Origin of the sequence: Pontibacter toksunensis, assembly GCF_042686245.1 — a bacterium.
In the GTDB taxonomy this organism is placed as follows: domain Bacteria; phylum Bacteroidota; class Bacteroidia; order Cytophagales; family Hymenobacteraceae; genus Pontibacter; species Pontibacter toksunensis.
Genome location: NZ_JBHUOX010000027.1, coordinates 1 through 21,108 on the forward strand (window position 1 = coordinate 1; position 21,108 = coordinate 21,108).

The following is a 21,108-nucleotide window of genomic DNA, read 5'->3' on the forward strand; positions in this document are numbered from 1 at the left end:
AAGACATTATCCTTCTCCAGATCATGGGAAAATCACCGATTGGCTATACGTTACTTCCTGTATAACTATAATCTTGAAAGATTGGCAATAAAGCCAGCCTTACTTTAAACACAGTACCAAATCATTGAATTATGTTACTCTTTTTTGCACTTGCTGACATGCAAAAGTTGTAAGGTCAATTTTTATAATTAAATTAACGCAACATATACTGATATAGCCTTACGCATTAATACTTATAAAGCAACGCTTTTTATAGTAGTAGCCATTGCGCTTCAACCAATTAGCCCATGCCTACGTATTGGCTGCGGGCGTTTTTTGGTCCTGCCTTTTCAATAATTTATTAGTAGCTGAGCCTGCAGGTAGCCCTACAGATTTGCACAGTTATTGCTATCTTAATTTTAAGAAGTTTTGCGCCATCTTCCTTACGTTCACTTTACGTTTCTTCTTTTATGACACTTTTTTCAACCAAAGCCCCTGCAGCTTCTTATAAAAGCTTCGGCGATTACCCCACTTGTCCCGAAGAGAACCTCTGGACAGACTATACACCTGCAAGAACTATATTTAAACTATGGTCGCCGGTTGCGGAAGCAGTAGTCATTCACTTCTATGCTGCAGGAGACGGAGGCGTACGTTCGAACAAAGAGGAACTTGAGGTATTGGAGCAGGGTCTCTGGACTTTACAGGTAAACAAGGACCTGAAAGGCGTGTATTATACCTTCCAGGTAAAGGTAAAAGGAACATGGCTGAACGAGACACCAGGCATATATGCCACGGCTGTTGGAGTGAACGGCAAGCGCGCGATGGTAGTGGACTTAACCGCAACAGATCCCAAAGACTGGAAAAAGGATAAAGGACCGAAGGTGTCCTCCCCGAACGGGGTAGTGCTATACGAGGCGCATGTACGCGATTTCACAATCAGTAAAAATTCCGGCAGCTCAAAGCCAGGCAAGTTTCTGGGCTTGGTAGAAGAGGGCACCACCAGCCCCGACGGATTAACGACAGGCATCGATCATATAAAGGAACTTGGTGTTACCCACGTGCACTTACTCCCTTCCTTTGACTTTATGTCCGTTGATGAGGCTGCACTGGAAGAGCCGCAGTACAACTGGGGCTATGACCCGCAGAACTACAATATACCAGAGGGTTCTTATGCCTCTGATCCTTACCACGCAGCGGTGCGCATCAGGGAGTTTAAAGAAATGGTGCAGGGGTTCCATAAAAATGGTATTGGAGTGATTTTAGACGTGGTCTACAACCACACGGGTCTCAAAGAGAACTCAAATTTTAACCTCGAGGTGCCGGGTTACTATTACCGGCATGCGAATGGAACATGGTCTGATGCGTCAGGCTGTGGAAACGAAACAGCCAGTGAGCGTATCATGATGCGCAAGTTTATCATTGAGTCGTGCAGTCATTGGGTTGAGGAGTACCACATCGATGGCTTCCGCTTTGACCTGATGGGCATACATGATATCGAAACCATGAACCTGCTGACAGCCGCTCTGAAAAGAATTAACCCTAACATCATTGTTTATGGCGAAGGCTGGACTGCCGGTGCAAGCCCGCTGCCCCATTCAAAGCGTGCCACCAAGGCGCATACGTATATGCTGAAGCAGGTATCCACCTTCAGCGATGACATTCGGGATGCTTTGAAAGGCTCTGTATTTGATGTAAGGTCTAGAGGTTTTGTGAGTGGAGCCCACGGCATGGAAGAATCGATTAAGTTTGGTGTAATAGGCAGCATTCAGCATCCTGAGGTACATTCTGGCAGGGCTGCCTGGGCAAGAGAGCCCTGGCAGGCTGTTTCTTATGTCTCCTGCCACGACAACCATACGCTCTATGACAAACTAAAGGCATCGTGTGGAGACGCTTCAGAAGAAGAGATAATTAAAATGCACCTGCTGTCAAATGCCATTGTGCTTACCTCACAGGGCATTCCGTTTCTGCATGCCGGTGAAGAAATGCTGCGCACTAAAAAGGGGGAGCATAACAGCTATAACTTACCCGATGCTATCAACCAGATTAATTGGAATTGGAAAGAGGATCACGAAGCTGTTTTTACTTACTACAAGCAGCTAATATCTCTTAGAAAAACCCATCCCGCCTTCAGTATGCCCACTGCAGAAATGGTGTACAGGCATCTGGAATTCTTACATACAGCACCTGGCCTAGTAGGCTTCCTGTTACATCACAACGCGAACAACGATAGCTGGAAGAACATTCTGGTTTATTACAATGCTCATAAATCAGCTGTACGCATGACCATTACAGGAGAGTGGAGCGTTGCGGTGAAAGGGAAACGGATAGACCCAGCCGGAGCAGACAAAGTGAGCCAGGAAGTAGAAATACCACCTGTCTCTATGCTCATGCTGTATCAGGAGTAGTCAGCAGTTAATCTCGTTTAAATAGCTGGCAACTTCTAGGTCTATAATTTCAAAGGTATAAGACTTAGAAGTTGCAAGCATCTTAGGAAGAGCAGTACAGCAGCATTGCCTCTGTGAGTATTACTGATCCCTCTAAACGGATAATTGCAAAGCCGACGAATCATTCTTTTCTTTTAATGTAGCTGTTGTAGTACGATGAGGCTGGTCAGGTAAATTTTCGTCAGCTTGATGGCCCTTATTTTAATCCTGCTCTCTTTTCAAATTTGAAAACTTGCCGCAAAAACCAAACGAGCCAGACAAAGCCTGAAATATTTTACTACATTAAGATGCTTTAAATAGCATTATTTTATTTATATTCATTTCACTATTCAAAAACCGCACCCAACTCTATTAAATAGTAATAGAAGGATGGTAAAGAGAGCGGGAATACAGCTTTAATTGGATTCATCAGAAACAGACAAGCTATATGTTAGGTCTTAAACCCAATATAATTGTGCTTAGATAATTCCTCTAAGCATACCGCAGCCATGGACTTAATTGATCACATCCAGAAACATGTTATTGAGAAGCTACAGAAAGGTTTGTCAGAGAAACTGACCTATCATAATGTGGCGCATACCCTGGATGTCTTAAAGCAAGCTGTTGTGATAGCCAAGAAAGAGGGCATTACGGATGCTGAAGACTTACTGCTGCTAAAGGTCAGTGTGTTGTACCATGACACAGGCTTTCTGTGCTCCTACCATGAACATGAAGAAAGCAGCTGTGTTGTGGCCAAAGAAGAATTACCAGCCTTCGGTTTTACCAGTTCGCAGGTGGAAAGGGTATGTGGTATGATTCGCGCCACTAAAGTGCCCCAGGACCCCAAAAACCACCTGGAGCAGATTATCTGTGATGCCGACCTGGATTACCTGGGCAGGGCAGATTTCTTTGAAATAGGGAATAACCTCTATAAAGAGTTTATGGAGCAGGGTATTGTCACCAATTTCAGGGAGTGGAACATGCTTCAGATCCGTTTTCTTGAGAAGCACCGGTATTTTACAGAATCTTCCATTAAACGCCGGCAAAAAGTCAAAGCAGACTATCTGCAGGCCATCAGAGAGACGGAAGGCTTGTTAAGTTAGACTTATGATGCGTGACACTCTTGTGGTCCATGATGCGTAGGCGTCTGCACAGTGTCTTTAAAATGCCTTTCAGAATTTCAGCATTGTCCATCAGGATTTCATAAAAAGGCTCCTGTTCCAACTTGAGCAGGATAGATTCCTCTACCGTAGTGGCACTCGCAGAACGGTTCTCGGCATCAAGAACAGACAACTCTCCTACTATCTCATTGCTTTCGAGAACGGCTAACGTATGGCTCCCGTCATGTATGCGTACCCTGCCTTTGTGAATAAAGTACATGCAGTTGCCCCTGTCGCCTTTCGAAAACAGGTTTTCATCAGCTTCCATGTAAATTTCTTCCAGTATGCCAGCTAAGCCTATCAACTCCTGCTCGGGCGTATTCCTGAAAATTTCAGACGAACGCAGTATCAATACTTTCTCTATTAACAGCATCTGTAGTTTTAATTAAGCATCGATAACACATAGGTGCGGGTCTCCTCGAACAGTTTGTCTTCCTGTCCAGGTTTTTTATCGAGGATATACAGCGGGCATGTCTCTTCCTGCAGCCGCGGTATCATGTAGCAGGCAACAGCCTTGGTCCAGGAATTAAAGCCTGCTTTGTTCTCCGTGAGTATATCCTCCACAATGGCGCTGGCAGAAATTTCCTTTGTATGGTGCACCACAACCTGGTCTTTACGAATATCCTGCTCCAACTCAACCAAACTGTTTAAGCCAGTAAAGTACTTCTGAGGGATGATCAGTTCCAGCATTTCGATGGCATTATATACCCTGGTCGGATCCCCGAGGTTATAAAGTTCCATTACCCGTTCAATCTGCTGTTGATCATAGAGCAGCGACAAACTCTTAAACAACACCTGTATATCCTGACGTATTTCAGAGCACACAGCATCCTGCAACGGCCTTACAGCATCAACGGAAACCAAGTGCAGGTAGTAGGAGGCTTTTAACATGCTCTGCTCCAGTCTCACCTGAACCCAATCTTTCAGAAGAAGCTGTGATTCTTCTGAAAGATTGGCTTTCTGCAGCCAAAGGGCATCTACCGCCTCAGGTATAAAAACTTTATCTTCCTCCAGCACACGCTCCAGAAAGGCTTCTGAATAATCACCTCTCGTTTTACCAGCCACTTTTATAAATAAAACATTTAAGCTTTCCGGATAAAGCTTCTGCTGAACATACGCGGTCGCAAAAGCCCTGTCTCCAAAGTGCAGCAGGGCCTTCTGTAGCGGCAGGAAAGCTTTCCTTTCAAGGGCTACCTGTATCATGGTATCAAATAAGGCAAAGTCATGCACTTCTCCAACTGCCTCTATGGCCTTTTTATAGACAGCGGGTGCCTCGTCCTGTAAAAATGTCCCCAGTACCTGTTTGAAATCACTTCGTCTCGTTTCAATAATGATGGCTATCGCAATGAGTTTGTCGTCTTCACTCTGGCTATTTACCATTTTCAGTAGCTCCTCTGCCACAACAGCGTCTGCCTCAGGCTGGTTACGGTGCAGGAGCCCTATCATGGCTGCTTTTTTGCAATCTTTGTCCAGGTCTTCAATCGTAGCAGCCTGGTAAGAAAGATTCTGCCTGTCGAGGTAGTAGATTGCTTTAATTAAATAGGGCTTTATGGCCGGGTCAGTCTCCACCCGAAGCCGCTCTTTGAGCAGGGGCAGCGCTTCCGCCAGTTTTTTTTCAATTATCCTGGTAATAACATATTCTTTTATCTCACAGGACGTACTATGAAGCTGCCTGAACAGTAACGTGTTTATTTCTGCAAAACCAGAGCGCTCCAGAAGGTGAAGGGCATGAATCGCCTTTTGCGGCTTGTTCGTAGTCGCTTTTTTTATCAGCACCTCCATAACCGACTGGTCATTCAGAAACAGCTCAGAGCCGGTGAAGTAACCTTTCCTGATAACGTTTATCAGGGTGCTCCTGTATGCCTTCCGGATTAGAAAAACACTGGCAGCCCAGACCAGCAGCAGTATAAAGAGCAGCCTTGAAACAAGCGTAATAGGCAGGCCGCTGTGATACTCCAGGTAAATGGTGAGAAAAATACCCACGCCCATAAGAGCGAATGGCAGCGTATAGCCCTTTGCAATTAGGTGTCCCTTCAGGCGGCTGTGTGGGTTAAGTGGCTGAAATAAAACAAAGAAGACAGGCTCCTGCAGCGTGGAGCGCAAAATCTCTGACAGCAGCACCATCACCCCAAACACGTACAGGTGGGTTGTGAGCCCCTCCCCTGATAAGATGATGAAGCCGTTTATAGCCAGCAGCAGTAAGGGCGCTATCAGCAGGGAGTTAGAAACGCCAAGTTTTGCAATTACCCTGCTGCTGAAAAGCAGTTTAATACCAATGGCCAGCAGACGCCCCAAGGCAAAGAATATGGCGATGAAGGTTGCCAGCTCATGGTCACTCACGCTGTACTTGAGCTTGATTTCTTCCAGAAAAGTAAAGTCGATGATGGAGTAAATGGTGTAGGCGAGCAGCGACCACAAAGCAATTGTGAAAATAAGGCGGTTATGGAAGAATCGGCTGATAAAAGACGTACCTGTTTGTTTGTGGTGTAGTACTGTATGATGACCTGCACTGTGGCCCGTTTCCAATTTGTCTTCGTAGTTAAACCGCTGTAGCAGCACGTAAGCAATGCCAAAAGCAACAACAGATACCCACAGCAGGTTTACCACGCCAATGAGCGGCACAAGTGCTGTAACAGAGAAATAACCCAGCATTTTGGCAGGTATATCTCCGGCCCCAACAATTGAAAACAAACGCTTGCTTTCACGCACGTTAAACATGATTGCCGTCATACCCCAAAAAGCATAACCCACCAGCATATATACCACCATGTTCCAGGCTCCTAACAAGGGCGGCAGCCACTCAAAAGAAAAGAAGGTCAAGCAAAGCCAGTAAAGCCAGACGGAGACGGCAGAGAAAACGGTTATCACCTGCAGCAGCTTATCAGGCGACATGCGTGCCTCCAGCCTCGAATACATCAGGTTTGCAAAAAACAAAAGGACAGCCGCAAGTATGTAAATCTTAGGAAAGATAACGACCGGGTAAGAGGAGAGTATTAGGGTAAGTGAACTTGTGAATAAGAAAGCGGTAGCCATTCCTATAAAGTACTGCACGAGGAAAAGATGCCCAACAAGTCTGGCCTCACTTGGCTTTATGTTTAGCAGCAAATTTATTCGTTTATACATGGCAGGAAATTTATAGCGGATTCAGAACACCTGTTTTAGATAAACCTTATTGTCTTGGTACTTTAAATAACATATAAGTTAAAAAAATTGTAGTATAAATAACATTACAATTTCAGAAATTAGTGTGCTGAATCAGCAAAAGATTTCATCACAGGTTTGAGGGGTACTACATAAATTTTCTCCAGGTACTCCTGCCTCTTATTATTACCCATAGACACCTATCTGGCCTGAATACGATGATAGTCACATAACAGCTTGCCAAACCTGCGCATTCAGCGTTGCACAGAGTTGATTTACCATCATCAATGCATCTCAGGCAAAAGCAGGCGCCTGTGAAAGTCAGAACCAGCACCTCTGAAAATAAGATACACCCGGAACCTATACTTGTGCACAGACAGGACAAACCTGTAGCAAGTTTTAGGAAGGCAGCCAAATGAGAATACCTTCGTATGTACTGTAACAAAAACAAAAAGCTATGAACGACACACTTATCAAAACGTTAGCATTTGGGGCGCTTGCCGGGATGCGGTCTTTAGCGGCTCCTACCCTGCTGAGCCATTTCCTGAGTGAAAATGAGCATTCACCTCTTCAGAACACTCCACTTAAATTCTTAGGCAACAGCACGGTAGCCCTGGTACTAAAAGGATTAGCAGCCAGCGAGATGTTAGGCGACAAAGTACCGGGGGTTCCGGACAGGATAGAGCTACCTTCCCTTATCATGCGGAGTGGATCAGGCGCGCTGGCAGGTGCGGCCGTGTATATGATGAACAACAGGAAAGCAGCAGAGGGAGCAGCCATTGGTGCCGCAGCGGCCATTGCCGCTACTTATGGCAGCTTCTACCTCAGGAAAACACTCTGCGAGAAAACAAGCCTGGCCGACCCTATTTACGGAGCACTGGAAGATGCACTTGTCATTGCCAGTGGTATCAAAGCAGCTCAGATTTAGAAAAAAGGTTCTGGAAAACAGTATGATGCACCTGGTTTAATTGCAAAGCGGGCCGTACTGCTACAACTGTAGCCATCTTAATGCTGGCACCACCTGGTAAGGGTGGCGCCAGCACACAAGTCTCTACTTTTACCTGCTCCATTTCCTATTCTATCATGTACAGTTTTAAAAGTTTCAGCGAGGCAACTGAAAAGGCTAGGAATGCTTTGCAAACTTTACGGGCCGTGCCTGCTGTGCGAGAAGAACAATAAGGCCCACCGCAAAGGTCAGAACCGGTAGCTGTAGGTAGAGCATACTCTCTAAGGTGCTCAGGTAGCGGGTGTGCACTGAAGTAACTGCTGAGAACAGGCTTCCGCCCTTCTGGTTGAATATTATCTGATCGATGAAGTTCCAGCCCCAGTGCAATCCAATCGGTAAAGCCAGTGACCCTGTCCTGGAGTATGCATAGGCAAACATGAGGCCCCAAAGGCCGGTGTTCACAAATACCCAAATCATGAGTATCGGGTTACCCAGCACCCCTAAAGTAAACCAGTGGTAAATGCCGAAGGCGGCAGCGCTGATTAGATTAGCCTTCCTTTCCCCAAACAAGGTAATTAGTTTGTAGAGCAGGTATCCTCTGAAAATAAACTCCTCAAAGAGTACCGATTGAAGGGTTTTGTTGAGACCTTTAAACAAAAACCCTAATCCCATGTCTTGCACCGGCTCCCAACTAAAATAAGCGACAAAAGAAAAGACATAACTTAACAGCACCGCCAGGCTCAGAGTAGCCAGAAAGCCAAGCAACAACTGCAGCACTCTTAACAGCGTGGGTGAAAGCCCAAGAACAGCAAGGCTTTTATTCTCAAGGCGAAGAAGCCCCCAGGAAGCCAATAGTATCAAAAAATTGCCCAGCATACCATAAAACGTTTATCTGCCGGAAAGCTGCATGATACTGTTACCGGTACTTCAAACTATATCTAAGAGTGATACAATGGCTATAGCAAAGCCACTGTATTCAGGGCTGGGTGGGTGCAGGTGGTGAGTTTTGCAGGAATGGAATTTATTTATTTCTACCCAGCGTATGAGCGGAAGTGCTTACGCATGAATTTCTTCAAAATCGATGCTCTTTGGCAGGGTAGCAAACTTCTCTACCAAGTTAGCAGGGAGCACAGTGAGTTTGCGTTTCTCCACATCTAGCCAGGCACCATCCACGGTTACTACGGCAGCTCTAACACCATCTTCGCGGTACACAATATGGCGTATAGACCAACGGGCCCCATCGGATCGGCTTTTGGTAAGCTCAATAGTCACTTTTATTTTTTCATTCAGTCCTACCTCGCGCAGGTAAACAAGCTCTTCACGAAAAAGTATAGGTCCTACCTTCAGATCCTGAAAAGTTTTAAAATCAAGTCCAAGGCTGTCCAGGACAGAAATACGCGCCTGCGCTGCAAAATCAGCATAGGCTGAATGACGCATATGCATGTTAACGTCCAGGTGAGACCACATTACTTTGCCTTCGTAAACATTGTTCATTGTATTAAAGAATTAATTCGTAATCAATACATCCGTAAAACGCCCTAACATAATGCTGAATTCCGCTGCTGCTATCTATGTGCGGAAGGGCGTGCAAACATGTTACAACAGATTCACAGGCCAAATATAAAATAATCCATTTAAAGAGCAGCGAAATGTTACTTTTAAGAATGGCTTTTACGGGTAAAAGTTATTTTCAGCGTTCTTGTAAATTACTGAACAATATTGAGAAAGGTGGCTTTGGCTTCACAATATTACTTAGACGCCAATATCCTCATTCCAAAGCGCAGGCTTTTCCTGAATAAAGTTTTGCATGAGGTTGTAGCAGGCGCTGTCGTCTGCTACAACAACTTCCACACCTTTAGAGCGAAGTAACTCCTCCTCACCCATAAACGTCTTATTTTCTCCTATTACCACTTTGGGGATGCCATATAAAAGGATGGTGCCCGAACACATAGAACATGGAGAAAGGGTTGTGTAAATAGTGCATTCCCTATACACAGAAGCAGGTTGTCTTCCGGCATTTTCCAGGGCATCCATCTCTCCATGAAGCACCACGCTACCATCCTGAACACGCTTGTTATGGCCCCTCCCTATTATCTTCCCTTTATGCACCAGCACAGAGCCTATAGGTATTCCTCCTTCAGCATATCCTTTTTTGGCCTCATCAAAAGCTACTTTCAAGAAATCATCCATGTTTGAAATAATCAGGTTAAGAAAGCTAATTACTACTCAAAGCTAAAGCTTAACGAGCATTTTTCCTCCTGCCATCAGCTATTGTTTACACATTAACACAATAGATGGTGTCGGTCTTTAACATTACAGGTTCAATTTTTCCCTCTTGCTCCGAATAAGTGCTGGTTTTGTTGTAGCCTCAAAGGTTTATGAGAGAAAATAACATTGCGGAAGCAATGTTTTGCTATAACTTTTAAGTGAATAAATTTATAAACGTGTAAATGGATTACCTAATCATTAAAAGACGATGTAGACGGTATAGTGGTATTAAGCCAGCTTGAAGCATACAAGAGTGGACATGGAACATGAACTATAGTTTTCAATACTAACTTATTAACTATCATACGTATACAAGAAACTAACATTCTTAAAAGCAACCGCGAATGCACCATTGTTTGACTTACAGAAGTACAGCTCTAAAAATCACCAGATCTGGGTATTGTCCTTACCATAATATAAGAAGATATTTGATTATTGATTATTCCCTTGGATGGATCTGGACGATTGGAGCTTTAAATTTGAATCTTCTTATGGAAGGAAAATTACAAAAACTCAGTAGGAGAGAATGTTCTATGATAGCCTGTTTAGCAGATGGCTTCACGAACAAACAGATTGGAGAAAGGTTTGGCCTGAGCGAAAATGATGTGCAGGAGTATCTCCATAAGATGATGCAAAAAAAAGGCTTTTACCATTCCTACCAGTTAATAAGCTGGGCTTACCTGGATGGGGTATTGAAATAAACAAATGCTTATCTCCCAGTTCTTTACTGTTTAGCCTGCAACACCTCTTCCTATTTACAGGAAACATATCCGCCTGTCTTCTAAAAAAAACTTTCCTGATTCTCAAGGCTTCCTACTATCGGTAGGGCCATTCTATTGCCTCCGTTGTGTAAGCTTTTCAAGTCACCTTAGCTTTTCTTTTTCCTGCTATACCCTGACGGTTTAACAGCGAGGTTATATACTTCAAAACACTACCGCCCTTCAAGTTATGCCAACGTGTTTTTAACGTGCTCTATAGTATGTAAGTCATCAGTTGTTTTCTTCCGTATTAATTAGGTCCTAAACAACATAAAGCTTTAGTAGATTTGAATTAGAGTTAACTACATCAGGCAACAAAAGGCATGCTCTAAGATGCACCTTAGAAGATGATACAGTAGGTTTAGCTTAATTCATACGTTTCTTTCGTGATAACTTATCTAAATTCTAACGCGATAGTTATAAGAGGTATTTATGTACTGATGCAGCAAACAATATCCATTTTACCACCCATTGACTTGATGAGTCCCGCAGAAACAGAGACAGCAACGTTTGCGATGGGGTGCTTCTGGAGTTCTGAAGCACTCTTCGGTAGTGTGGAAGCCGTTGTAAGAACACACGTGGGGTATGCCGGAGGCACTACTGTCAATCCCACTTACTGGACGATCGCAGATCATATTGAAACCATACAACTGGATTATGACCCTGCTAAAACTCATTACAGAAAACTACTGCAGTTGTTCTTCTCAAGCCACAACACCACGCGCGCTCCCTGGAAAAGACGGTATACGTCGGCTATATTTTATCATTCTCTGGAGCAGGAACAGCTAGCCAGAGAAGAAAAATTTAGCTTACAGGAGAAATCCGGCGAAATGGTATATACAGCAATTTACCCTTTTAAGGTATTTAATCTTGCAGAGGACCGGCATCAGAAATACAAACAAAAGCATGTCTCTAGCCGCAGAGGAATCAACGCTTTACAGCACCACTGTTCCTGCCGCAATTTTTTTGATACGTGACGCAGGGTGAGTGTTAGGTCTCCGGCTCAACCGCCCCAGAGGACCTTTACTGGCAGATAAAAGATAAGGCTACAGCCATCCGGAACATCATTCCCGGATTATGGAACAGCAAGGTAAGACCGTTAGGGAGGTAAATTTTCAACAATTCGCAGTAACAAATTTCGAAGCTATGGAACAGGATAAACAACTAAGAGGGCAACTGGTAAAACTATTGCGAGGTGGGCAGGCATTCAAAATAAGAGAAGAAATATTGGATGGCATAGACCTGCAGGAGGCAGGGAGCAAAGTGCACCACCTACCATTCACTGTCTGGCAGTTGCTGGAGCACCTACGTATTGCGCAGTGGGACATTCTGGAGTTCAGCCGAAACCCGGCGCATGCGTCTCCTGACTGGCCGGAAGACTACTGGCCCTCAGAAACAGCTCCTGCCAACCAGGCTGCGCTGGAAAAAACGCTACAGGCTATATCCACTGACATGGAAGAACTAATAAAGTTAATACAAGACCCTGCCAACAACCTTTTTGAACACTTTGCGCATGGAAGCGGGCAAAACCTGCTACGGGAAGCCATGCTGGTGGCGGAGCATAATGCGTATCATCTGGGGGAAATAGTTGTGCTAAGAAGGCTGCTGGGTAAATGGGAACAGGATTGAAACTTTCTGCTAACATACCCGCTCGGTACAGGGCATAAAAAATTCCCCTTTGAAGGAGGTTGTGGGATGAGGGGCAGCTAAAAGCATATGATGCTTTGGCCTCTGTGAAATTGCTTCCAAAAGTATTTCTACAAATTTGGCAGCAACCGTGCTCATCCCCTGCTTCAAAGGGGAAAATCAGAAATGAATTTCTGCTTTGTCAGGTAATACGGCAAAGCAGAGTTAATAATTGTTTCGTCTCTTAGCCTGTGCCTCAAGCGCTTTAAGTTCATGTTCTGCCGCTTTCAGCCTGTTTTTTGCTGCTTTTTCTCTCTGTTCGGCTTCTTCCGCAAATCGCTCTGCCTCCTCTAGCTCCTGCTTCAGGGCTCTTACCTCTTCCTGCTGTGCAGCAACGGCTGGATCGCTGGAAACACCGTTCCCTGAAAAAACAGAGCAGCCAAGCATAAAAGGCAGGAGCAAAGTCATTGTACCGGTTGTGAATGCTTTAATTGTAAATATTTTCATGTCTAGTTCTTTAGTTAAATATATTTAGGATACGGCGTATGAACGCAGGTGGTTTGTTAAGGCACTTTATGAGCAATTCGGTTTATCTCCTTTTACAGCTGCTTCAGGAGTAACTCCCACCTGATTCCCTTTGAATTATACAATGGAGGATTTACCTTCTAATCTGTTTTTCATTTACTTTGCCGCATGAAGCTTCCGAAGGCAGACAGGCTCCCCATTCAGGACTTACTCAACCACAAGGCACTGACCGTGATGCCCCTGGAAACCTATGCCAGCGAGCTTTCGGAGGTGCCACACAGCCACGACGCCTACATGATCATGTATGTGCAGGAAACGAAGGGCGGCGACCACCTGATTGATTTCCAGCGCTACCCGCTACAGGCGGACAGGGTATACTTACTGCGGCCCGGCCAGGCGCACCAGCGGGAGTCGCGGCAGGAAAAAGGGGTGCTGGTCTCCTTCTCCGAAAAGTTTCTGCAGACCACCGGCATGCGGTCGCATGATGTTTTTGTTATTTTCAGCGCCGTGTACCAGCACCCTTACCTCGACCTCCCTGAAAAGCTGCAGGTTGTTTTTGAAGCATTGGTGAAACTGATGATACAGGAGCTCCAGGAAAGCAAACCGGATATGGAAATCCTGTCGCGCTACCTGTACATCATCCTGCAGTACCTGCTCCGGGAATGCCAGGTACAGCTGGAAAAGATCACTCCTGCGCGGCACAGTGAGAGGCTGTTTCGCCTCAGCAGTATGATTGAGAACCACTACCGGGAGCATTGCAGCACCGGCTTTTATGCCGATGCACTGGGCATTACGCCCAAACACCTGAACAGCCTTTGCCGCCAGTACCTGCACACCACTGTGGCTGATATACAGCACGATCGGCTTTTAGTGGAGAGTAAACGGCTGCTCTTCTTCAGCAGTTTGTCTGTGAAGGAAATCTCATACCAGCTCGGTTTTGAAGATGCATCATATTTCGTGCGTTTCTTTAAAAGAATGACTGGCCTGACCCCCACACAACTTAGAACAGACGCTGCCCAGCAGGTATAAGCAGGAGTAATTACGCGGGTCAGACAGGAGCTATGTTCAGGCTATACTTGCTGGCGCAGGTTTTCTACCCTGCGTTTCATATGGCACCCGGGTTCGCATCCATACCAACAGAGAGGTTCCAAAAGTACCATACATGCTGCTGAAAGTCCTGCTGGCTAGAGCGGGTGCTGCTTTAATTTTGCAGAAATAGTATTTTATGCAACAACACAGCAATTTAAAAGCAATAGCACTAGGGGCCCTGGCCTGCGTGTTTTTCAGCTCAACCTATATCCTCAACAGCTTCCTGTCTTCTAAAGGCGGCCACTGGGCATGGACGGCAGGCTTACGTTCTTTTTACCTTGTACTTTTACTTTTAACTTTTCTTGCCGCAAAAGGACAATTAAAGCGGCTTTTGTGGGTGATGCGGCAGAACATACAGGTATGGCTTGTGTGGGGGGGTATGGCATTCGGTTTGTCCTACTACTTCCTGACTTTTGCGGCCGCCTTCGGTCCCGGGTGGCTGGTGGCGGGTGTTTTTCAGTTCACGATAGTGGCGGGCATCCTGCTCTCCCCTTTCCTGTATAAAGATCATCGGGCAAAGATCCCCATGAAAGCCTTGCTACTCTCTATGCTGATTATGGTTGGCATTGCCTGCATGCAATGGAGTCAGAAGAATGGCATTTATACACAGGAGCAATTGTGGTGGTGTATTGGCCTCGTGTTGTTAGCTGCGTTTACCTGGCCGCTGGCTAACCGGAAGCTTTTGCTGCACGTGGAAGAAAGCGGGCATCAACTGAACGCCATACAGCGTGTGGCCGGTACGGCAATAGGGAGTATTCCAATCCAGATTATCCTGATGCTGTACGGATATGCGCAGGTTGGCTTGCCCGGTCAGGAGCAGCTCCTGGCAGTACTTATGATCTCTTTAAGCTCTGGCGTGGTAGGGTGCATTATGTTTTTTAAAGCCATGCACCTGGCCCGCTTCCATGCAGGCTCACTGGCTGCTGTAGAGGCAACGCAATCTGTTGAGATATTGATTACGGTGATAGGTGAGGCATTATTATTAGGAATTGCCTGGCCTAACTGGCTGGGCAGCCTGGGTATGGTCATCATCATCAGCGGACTAGTCCTATACAGCATACCTGCCCGGCAGAAGGTGCTCCAGGTTACGTGATGCTTAATTCTATACTTGCTACGGTTCAATCAATAGAAGAAGGAAAGCCTGCAGGCTTTCCTTCTTCTATTTTACAATAATTATAAATCTTTTCTGCCTTTTTTTGAAAATGCAACACGCATGCTCCGCACAACCAAAGCCACAAAGCTCTCCGTACACGGTAGTTCTGGCAACCAGTTAGGAAATGAAAAAAAACAAAAAGAAAGAAACAGACAAACTTACCTCCAGCGATCTGGTTAAGCTGGGTTTTCCAGCGGGCAAACCGCAGGGTACCGCACTCAATGTTATACACACCTACTACACGGAGCTTGGGAAACGGCACCAGATAGAACTGCTGCAGGATGTGATGGCCGCTCCCGAACAATACCAGATACACGCAACGCTGGGGCCGTTGGCACAGGTACTGCTGGCGCAGAAGGCAGCTGAATCTATCGCCCTCAAGCCTGTAAAACAGAAATACGCTGTGTATGGCGAAGCAGGCATAGAACAGGGAGCCATTGATCAGATGGAAACAGCGATGCGGCTGCCCGTTTCCAGAGCTGGTGCCTTGATGCCTGATGCACACCAGGGCTATGGCCTGCCTGTGGGTGGTGTGCTGGCAACGCATAACGCCGTAATACCTTACGGGGTGGGGGTGGATATTGGCTGCCGCATGAGCATGAGCATTTACGACATTCATGCAAGATACCTTGAGAAGAACCGCGAGAAGCTCAAAAAGATACTCACAGACAACACCCGATTTGGCAACGCCTCTTTCAAGAGACCGATGGATCATGAAATCATGAGCCGCCCGGAGTTCTCAGAGATTCCGGTGGTTCGGGAACTGAAGGACAGGGCGTTTCAGCAATTGGGCACCTCCGGCGGAGGAAACCATTTTGTGGAATTTGGCACCGTGGAAATTCACGATGCTGACAACGAGTTCGGTTTGCCAGCAGGTAAATACCTGGCTGTTCTCTCCCACTCCGGCTCACGCAGGCTGGGAGCCAACATAGCAGGCTATTATACAAAAGTAGCCATAGATGCCTGCCCACTGCCCCAGGAGGCAAAGCACCTTGCCTGGCTCGACCTTAATTCCGAAGCTGGTCAGGAATACTGGCTTGCCATGAATCTGGCTGGTGACTATGCTTCTGCCTGCCATCACCAGATACATGAGCGGCTGACAGCTCAATTAGGCGAGGCTCCTCTGGCTAAGATAGAAAATCACCACAACTTTGCCTGGAAAGAAAAAAATGCCTCGGGTAAGGAAGTGATAGTGCACCGTAAAGGCGCTACCCCGGCGGGCAAAGGGGTGATAGGCATTATTCCAGGCACCATGGCCACTCCTGGATTTATTGTGCGCGGTAAGGGCGAGGCTGCCGCTATCAACTCCGCCTCACATGGTGCTGGCCGTGTTATGTCCCGTACGCAAGCTATCAAGACATTCACTCAGCCACAGATGCGCAAGTACCTGCAGCAGGCGGGTGTAGACGTAATCGGTTCCGGTCTGGACGAGGCACCAATGGCGTACAAAGACATTCACAAAGTAATGGACTACCAAAAAGATTTAGTAGAAGTGGTGGGTACATTCTACCCGAAGATTGTGCGCATGAACGGCGATCCGAAATACATTGAAGTTGACTAAGACTACAATAGTATTTACCCGCTTTTTATTTTGTTTTCTGGTGTCCCAAGCTTTCATTTCTCTATCGTCCCTTCTGAATTGCAGCGTCTGAAGGACTTCTTATTAAGCGTCGGGTGTGAAGGTATTTTATCCTTTATTGATTCAATTAGTTGGTGGTAAATGACGTTACGCAATACTATATCGTAACTTATTTTTATATCAAATCCCTTGAACTGTATTCAATAGCACCAAGCAACATTGATAGTATGTAGTCTCTTTAAGCTTCCTTGGCTCAGGCTTATCCCGCGACATTAAACTTACTGTTTCATTGTGCCACTCTTAGCTCTCCAGGCCGATAGGCCTCGTCTTGGGGTAGGGGCCCTCTTTTAGGCATCGCGCTGTGTAAAGAAGCTGCCGGGGGAAAGGGCTTTATGTGAATTTAGATCAGTCCCAACGGGTCGACCTGTTAATAAGTCGAGTGCCAGGAACCGCCCTTAGCTCCAGCGGTACGGTCTGTTAGGGATATGCTTACAGGCCGCTCCGCTGGAGCTAAAGAAAAGTGAGCCATTTTTCTGTCAGCAGGTCGTCCCGCTGGGACTCTTGCATAACATCAGGTGGTAACATTTGGCTTGCTGGAAATAAATAATGTCATGGCTTTTTATTGCTTCCGGTATATAAACGTTTCCCTGGAAGGCGTCACAGGTGACGTAGCCAGTCTATCCTTTCCCATCTGCCATTGATTGATTCTCCATTGAAGAAAAAGCCAGCCACCATGTGGTTGTGTACTTTTCTCACAATTGTCTGCAAGGTATAGTACAGATTGTCTTTACAGGTATCTGCAACAGCTGGCAGAATCGGATTATGAAATCTTTCACTAATTCTGGTGGAACAGTACGATTCCCTGTTAACAGTTTCAGTTCCGCTTCCAGCTTATAGTTAGCTCACAGGAACAACACCAGTTGGTTGTAGCTTATAAGTAAATCATGATTCTTTCTGTTTCTATCATCATTGTTGCATCTGTCTTCTCATGCTGCTGCCATAGATAAAAACGGATTATACCAGAAAGGAAAGCATTTATCTCGTGTAGTATTATGTTGGGTATTGTTCCAAAGTTGTCAAAGCAATTTGCCTATACCACACAAAATCATAGCACCTGCTTTTGCCAGGTGCTATGATGCGCAGGAACACTAGTTGATGTTGAAGCAGTCGTTTAGAAAGCGTATTTGTCTGAAAAAAGCCAGTCCAGGGCGGCTTCTTTAGTGAAAAACGCCTCGCTTACGCAGGGTAAAGGTATCTCCGACGCTTTTTCGTAGATGTTTTCGATGGCTATTTGCTGAAATACATCGTGCGCCATTACGTTTGCCACTTTTCTCAATCTGCTGTGCTGCAGTTTCTCTGCTGAGTGCGTCGCTATCCATACCTGGTCCTCCACCGTGGTCGCATGCATACGAGTATAATCTGCAAGAATGAGTTCTACCTCGTTGTCTAGGATAAAATCACAGGCAAACATCATGGCCTCCCGAAGTTGTTGGGAGGGTATAGACTCCCTCCACTCATTCCACATAAACTTTTCCTCCGGATTGTGGCGTATAGAGACATACTCAATATCTAACACAGTTACCAATTCCATCCCTATCAGTTCCATAACAATATTACTTAATCCTCAAACAACTTGGTGCCTTGTTGTTTACGTTTCCCCCAGTAATCAGCCTATAACTACCTCTTATATCTTTCTATACATCCACTAGCAAAATAATATACTAAAGATGCATGATATTTCAAATTTTGTTAATGCGAACTGAAATTAAAAAAGCTCTCCCGGGCAGAAACGTCCGGGAGAGCTTCATTCATGTATATTGCACAAGCTGCCTGACCTTTGCTAGCGCCAACATGCAGCGGCTTAGTTGTTGTTTGATTTTTCGGTGGCTCTGGCTGCTTTGCGGGCTTGTTTGTCAGCGTCGATGCGGCTTTTCTGCGTTTTAGCTTCCATCCTCGCAGCTTTTTTAGCTTCTCTTCGAGCGTTCCTGGCGTCTTTTTCTACGCGCTTCGCTTCTCTTAAACTCGCTTTGGCTGCCTTCGAATCGGCCTTCGTATCCATTCTTAAATCCACGGCATCATCCAGTCGCTTTTCATCAGCTTTGGCTGCCTGCCGTTCCTGTTTAACTTCGCTGCTTTGTGCAACAGCCGGCATGGCAACTACTGCAAAAAGGGAGGTTACAAACGATAATAAAAGTACTTTGTTTTTCATAAGAATAGGAAAAAATATACCTTTATATATACGTATTCAACAGTTAAACAACTGGAAATAAACCATTTATAAAAAGGTACTGTTGCCTCTCCGGTATGAGCTGTTGCCGAAAGTAGCTCAGCAGCCCGTACTGACTTTAATTATCAAGTTATAAGCTATTTAATTATCAGGACCTCAGCTGATCCTCCACCTCAACTAGCGTCTCCTTCGGCCTAGCAAAGCCCGGCTCCACGAGCAGCACTTCTTCGTAGGTGAGGTCATACTGGCGGTACACCAGCAGGTCTATCTCCGCCTCTAGCGCCGACTAGTCCGAATACAGTACTTTGGCATTGACAAGTATGCGTTAGTGTATTGCTGGTATATAAATAGGTTGTTTTTCGATAGAATCGTGTTCAAACGTTTTCATACTTGATATCAAAACCAGCTTCATTCTACATATTAGTTGCTGCTTCTATTGATAACATATATTTATTCAAATCCCTCACGCAGCCCTTTTAAATGTGCATAGCACACCTTGCTGCTGTTCTCTCTTGTTTCTTCGTCTTGAGAATCTTCTTTTAACAAGTGCCTTGGCGACAAAAATTTATAGAGTAACTCAAGCTCGGCCTCTCCTTCAGTACTCCCGTTAAGCAGCGGCTTTTTGTAGTCCTGCAAACAAAAGTGCGTGAACGTAATCTGCTCCGGCAGCTGCGAGATGAAAGGCGCGGCAATTTCTTTATAGAAGAAGTCGGTACTGGTGCTGGCTTTGCGTCCCTCCTGCCAGTCGGTATAGGCTTTTCTGAGCTGCGTGTTGTGGTAAAACAGCCGCTCGAATTTCAGCGCATCGAACACAAACCACTCGTGCACGCTGGTGACGATGAGGTGGCACAGGTCATGGTCCTTGTCCTGCACCCGCTCCTGCATATAATACAGCAGCAACTCGTGCACCGCCTTCGCATTCAGGTTACCCGGTGTGGGCATGTCGGCTTTGTTGGTTGGCCGCTTCACCTCCAGCAGCACCCCGGCATTGGTTTTGGTGGTGTGGCCGGTATGAATCACCAGGTCGGTTTTGCCTTTGGTGTTGATACCGTATTTAACATAAAAAACCGACTGCAGAAAATCGCGCAGATGGTACCTGGCGTGTTCCTCGCTTTCGAGCAGGTTAAGGCTGTCGAGAAGCGTGCGCAGGCCGCGCTTGAACTGCTCTAGGTCGGCGCGTGAAGTTTTAAGTCCTAAATAAACTTTGTTTAGGGCCTGGCGTGGCCGCAGGATGTGATGCTGCATAGGTCCGGGGGTTGTTTCAGAGTCAATAAAAATACAATTCGTTATCTGCTGGCCTGTACCTCTTTTCCGCCCAAAGCCCCTGGCTGCCTCACCAGCGCGCCTCCTGCTCTCTGCCAACACAACACGGCCTGTCTCCGCACCGGTGTTCTGGTGAAAAAGGCTGAGCTGGTAAAACTTAACTGTAGCAGTTCGTGCATATGCTTTTCCAGCCATCGGCACAAAATCTCCTGCCGCATCACTGAAACCTCTGGAAGTCTAGCCTTTAACAGTGCGCCATAAAAAATATCAGCGGCTGTTATAAAAAGGCAGCAGCAGGCATGAATAATTTATCTACCTTACAAGGCTTTTAACTCTAAATTATAAATAAAAGAGCAAAAAACTTCACAATGCAATAAAGTTCGTATACTTAAAGATAAAGCACTTTCAGTAGGAAATTCAATTACCTACAGGTGCTACCTCAACGAAATATGAAAGGGTAAACAAAACTAAACGAAGCTGTTACAAGTATTACCCTTGCTATTGTAACCACATATTACCAATTCGATTTTACTAATTAAGCTTAGATTTTATGGAATGTATTGATCTTCGAACAGGATTTATGATGCTGTCCTTTAGAAGCTTGAAAGAAGTGGAGCGGGCAAAAAACCTATGTGAAACCAAAGGCATCGACGTCGCCTGTGCTTTGGCTTTTGATGAGATAAAAGAAGAAGAGGCTGCCAATTACGTAAAGCATGTGCCGCATGACGGCAACGACATGTACTGTAACTACAGCAACCAAAGTGTCGACTGCCTGTGCAAAACCGCGAAGGAGTCGTTGCACACAGCCCTTCAGTACGTAGATGCCATGAATGGCTACGAGGGAGGCTTTCTGTTGATTTACCAGAAAGAAGAGCCATTTCTTAAAGCTACTGTAGCAGCAGCAGCACACGCCTAACATACATCAGGAATAAAGCATTGTTTGTGGGCGTAGCTCACCCAAGCCACAGCTT

19 protein-coding genes are annotated in these 21,108 nt (G+C 45.7%); 10 read left to right on the forward strand and 9 right to left on the reverse strand.

Annotated features, from left to right (window positions below; all coding sequences use genetic code 11):
• The first annotated feature begins 449 nt into the window (after nucleotides 1–449).
• Nucleotides 450–2,384: a type I pullulanase gene (gene pulA, locus ACFS7Z_RS23270; RefSeq protein ID WP_377490374.1), complete on the forward strand. Its 1,935-nt coding sequence runs from the start codon at nucleotides 450–452 to the stop codon at nucleotides 2,382–2,384.
• 527 nt (nucleotides 2,385–2,911) lie between these two features.
• A complete protein-coding gene (locus ACFS7Z_RS23275; protein ID WP_377490377.1) occupies nucleotides 2,912–3,505 on the forward strand; it encodes an HD domain-containing protein in 594 nt (197 codons plus the stop codon).
• Here the strand turns inward: ACFS7Z_RS23275 and ACFS7Z_RS23280 are convergent.
• Complete coding sequence (locus ACFS7Z_RS23280; protein ID WP_377490380.1) at nucleotides 3,477–3,935, reverse strand: Crp/Fnr family transcriptional regulator; 459 nt, start codon at nucleotides 3,933–3,935, stop codon at nucleotides 3,477–3,479. The genes ACFS7Z_RS23275 and ACFS7Z_RS23280 overlap by 29 nt on opposite strands.
• Before the next feature lie 8 nt (nucleotides 3,936–3,943).
• On the reverse strand, nucleotides 3,944–6,685 hold the full coding sequence (locus tag ACFS7Z_RS23285) for an NTP/NDP exchange transporter (protein ID WP_377490383.1): 2,742 nt from the start codon (nucleotides 6,683–6,685) through the stop codon (nucleotides 3,944–3,946).
• A gap of 475 nt (nucleotides 6,686–7,160) precedes the next feature.
• Between ACFS7Z_RS23285 and ACFS7Z_RS23290 the strand changes: the two genes are divergently transcribed.
• Nucleotides 7,161–7,631, forward strand: coding sequence for a DUF4126 family protein (locus ACFS7Z_RS23290; RefSeq protein ID WP_377490386.1), 471 nt, complete (start codon nucleotides 7,161–7,163; stop codon nucleotides 7,629–7,631).
• Nucleotides 7,632–7,826: 195 nt separating this feature from the next.
• Here ACFS7Z_RS23290 and ACFS7Z_RS23295 read toward each other — a convergent pair whose 3' ends face one another.
• From ACFS7Z_RS23295 to ACFS7Z_RS23305, 3 genes are all read right to left on the reverse strand, one after another.
• A complete protein-coding gene (locus ACFS7Z_RS23295) occupies nucleotides 7,827–8,525 on the reverse strand; it encodes a CPBP family intramembrane glutamic endopeptidase (protein WP_377490389.1) in 699 nt (232 codons plus the stop codon).
• A gap of 180 nt (nucleotides 8,526–8,705) precedes the next feature.
• Complete coding sequence (locus tag ACFS7Z_RS23300; RefSeq protein ID WP_377490392.1) at nucleotides 8,706–9,143, reverse strand: acyl-CoA thioesterase; 438 nt, start codon at nucleotides 9,141–9,143, stop codon at nucleotides 8,706–8,708.
• 258 nt (nucleotides 9,144–9,401) lie between these two features.
• Entirely contained in the window at nucleotides 9,402–9,839 is a 438-nt protein-coding gene (locus ACFS7Z_RS23305) for a nucleoside deaminase (RefSeq protein WP_377490395.1), read from the reverse strand.
• 569 nt (nucleotides 9,840–10,408) lie between these two features.
• Here ACFS7Z_RS23305 and ACFS7Z_RS23310 point away from each other — a divergent pair.
• The 3 genes from ACFS7Z_RS23310 (at nucleotide 10,409) to ACFS7Z_RS23320 (ending at nucleotide 12,304) form a co-directional block, all read left to right on the forward strand.
• Nucleotides 10,409–10,618: a helix-turn-helix domain-containing protein gene (locus tag ACFS7Z_RS23310; protein ID WP_377490552.1), complete on the forward strand. Its 210-nt coding sequence runs from the start codon at nucleotides 10,409–10,411 to the stop codon at nucleotides 10,616–10,618.
• Between the two features lie 536 nt (nucleotides 10,619–11,154).
• The gene (locus ACFS7Z_RS23315) at nucleotides 11,155–11,652 is read left to right on the forward strand and encodes a peptide-methionine (S)-S-oxide reductase (protein ID WP_377490398.1); all 498 of its coding nucleotides are present in this window, start codon (nucleotides 11,155–11,157) and stop codon (nucleotides 11,650–11,652) included.
• Nucleotides 11,653–11,821: 169 nt separating this feature from the next.
• The gene (locus ACFS7Z_RS23320) at nucleotides 11,822–12,304 is read left to right on the forward strand and encodes a DinB family protein (RefSeq protein WP_377490401.1); all 483 of its coding nucleotides are present in this window, start codon (nucleotides 11,822–11,824) and stop codon (nucleotides 12,302–12,304) included.
• Nucleotides 12,305–12,526: 222 nt separating this feature from the next.
• Here ACFS7Z_RS23320 and ACFS7Z_RS23325 read toward each other — a convergent pair whose 3' ends face one another.
• On the reverse strand, nucleotides 12,527–12,808 hold the full coding sequence (locus tag ACFS7Z_RS23325) for a hypothetical protein (protein WP_377490404.1): 282 nt from the start codon (nucleotides 12,806–12,808) through the stop codon (nucleotides 12,527–12,529).
• 186 nt (nucleotides 12,809–12,994) lie between these two features.
• Between ACFS7Z_RS23325 and ACFS7Z_RS23330 the strand changes: the two genes are divergently transcribed.
• From ACFS7Z_RS23330 to ACFS7Z_RS23340, 3 genes are all read left to right on the forward strand, one after another.
• On the forward strand, nucleotides 12,995–13,855 hold the full coding sequence (locus tag ACFS7Z_RS23330; RefSeq protein WP_377490407.1) for an AraC family transcriptional regulator: 861 nt from the start codon (nucleotides 12,995–12,997) through the stop codon (nucleotides 13,853–13,855).
• Between the two features lie 196 nt (nucleotides 13,856–14,051).
• On the forward strand, nucleotides 14,052–15,008 hold the full coding sequence (locus tag ACFS7Z_RS23335) for a multidrug resistance efflux transporter family protein (protein ID WP_377490410.1): 957 nt from the start codon (nucleotides 14,052–14,054) through the stop codon (nucleotides 15,006–15,008).
• A 184-nt stretch (nucleotides 15,009–15,192) separates the two neighbouring features.
• Nucleotides 15,193–16,629: an RtcB family protein gene (locus tag ACFS7Z_RS23340; protein ID WP_377490413.1), complete on the forward strand. Its 1,437-nt coding sequence runs from the start codon at nucleotides 15,193–15,195 to the stop codon at nucleotides 16,627–16,629.
• 1,189 nt (nucleotides 16,630–17,818) lie between these two features.
• Here the strand turns inward: ACFS7Z_RS23340 and ACFS7Z_RS23345 are convergent.
• The 3 genes from ACFS7Z_RS23345 to ACFS7Z_RS23355 form a co-directional block, all read right to left on the reverse strand.
• Nucleotides 17,819–18,253 carry a hypothetical protein gene (locus ACFS7Z_RS23345; RefSeq protein WP_377490416.1) on the reverse strand — a complete coding sequence of 145 codons (435 nt, stop codon included), beginning with the start codon at nucleotides 18,251–18,253 and terminating at the stop codon, nucleotides 17,819–17,821.
• Nucleotides 18,254–18,508: 255 nt separating this feature from the next.
• Complete coding sequence (locus ACFS7Z_RS23350) at nucleotides 18,509–18,856, reverse strand: hypothetical protein (protein WP_377490419.1); 348 nt, start codon at nucleotides 18,854–18,856, stop codon at nucleotides 18,509–18,511.
• A gap of 468 nt (nucleotides 18,857–19,324) precedes the next feature.
• Nucleotides 19,325–20,332, reverse strand: a complete 1,008-nt coding sequence (locus ACFS7Z_RS23355) for a DUF7149 domain-containing protein (RefSeq protein WP_377490422.1) — start codon at nucleotides 20,330–20,332, stop codon at nucleotides 19,325–19,327.
• Between the two features lie 355 nt (nucleotides 20,333–20,687).
• On the opposite strand from ACFS7Z_RS23355, the gene ACFS7Z_RS23360 reads away from it, so the two are divergent.
• Nucleotides 20,688–21,053, forward strand: coding sequence for a hypothetical protein (locus ACFS7Z_RS23360; protein ID WP_377490425.1), 366 nt, complete (start codon nucleotides 20,688–20,690; stop codon nucleotides 21,051–21,053).
• Nucleotides 21,054–21,108 lie beyond the last annotated feature (55 nt).